We start from the raw sequence: 209 nt of genomic DNA on the forward strand, positions 1-209 counted from the left end.
GAGGTATAATAGAGAGTACGGAGGTCATGTAAATATGGAGGAATCGAGAGAAAAGATAGCACTGACGTTGAAGCCGTCATATAAACCTTTGCAACACACATTAATTGATCGCGGAAAAAAGAAACAGGACTTGCGAGATGATTTAGGACTATCACCGTCAACTCTTGCGAAACTTACTAATGAAAAGTTTGTTATGCTCGATATTATTG

At 38.3% G+C, this 209-nt stretch carries 1 protein-coding gene; it reads left to right on the forward strand.

Translation table 11 applies throughout. The features are described 5' to 3' along the window. Nucleotides 1-34: 34 nt before the first annotated feature. The coding region (locus LKX83_RS33680; RefSeq protein ID WP_227887677.1) for a helix-turn-helix domain-containing protein at nucleotides 35-209 on the forward strand (175 nt) is incomplete at its 3' end.

Source organism: Cohnella baijiui, assembly GCF_020731285.1.
GTDB lineage: Bacteria > Bacillota > Bacilli > Paenibacillales > Paenibacillaceae > Cohnella.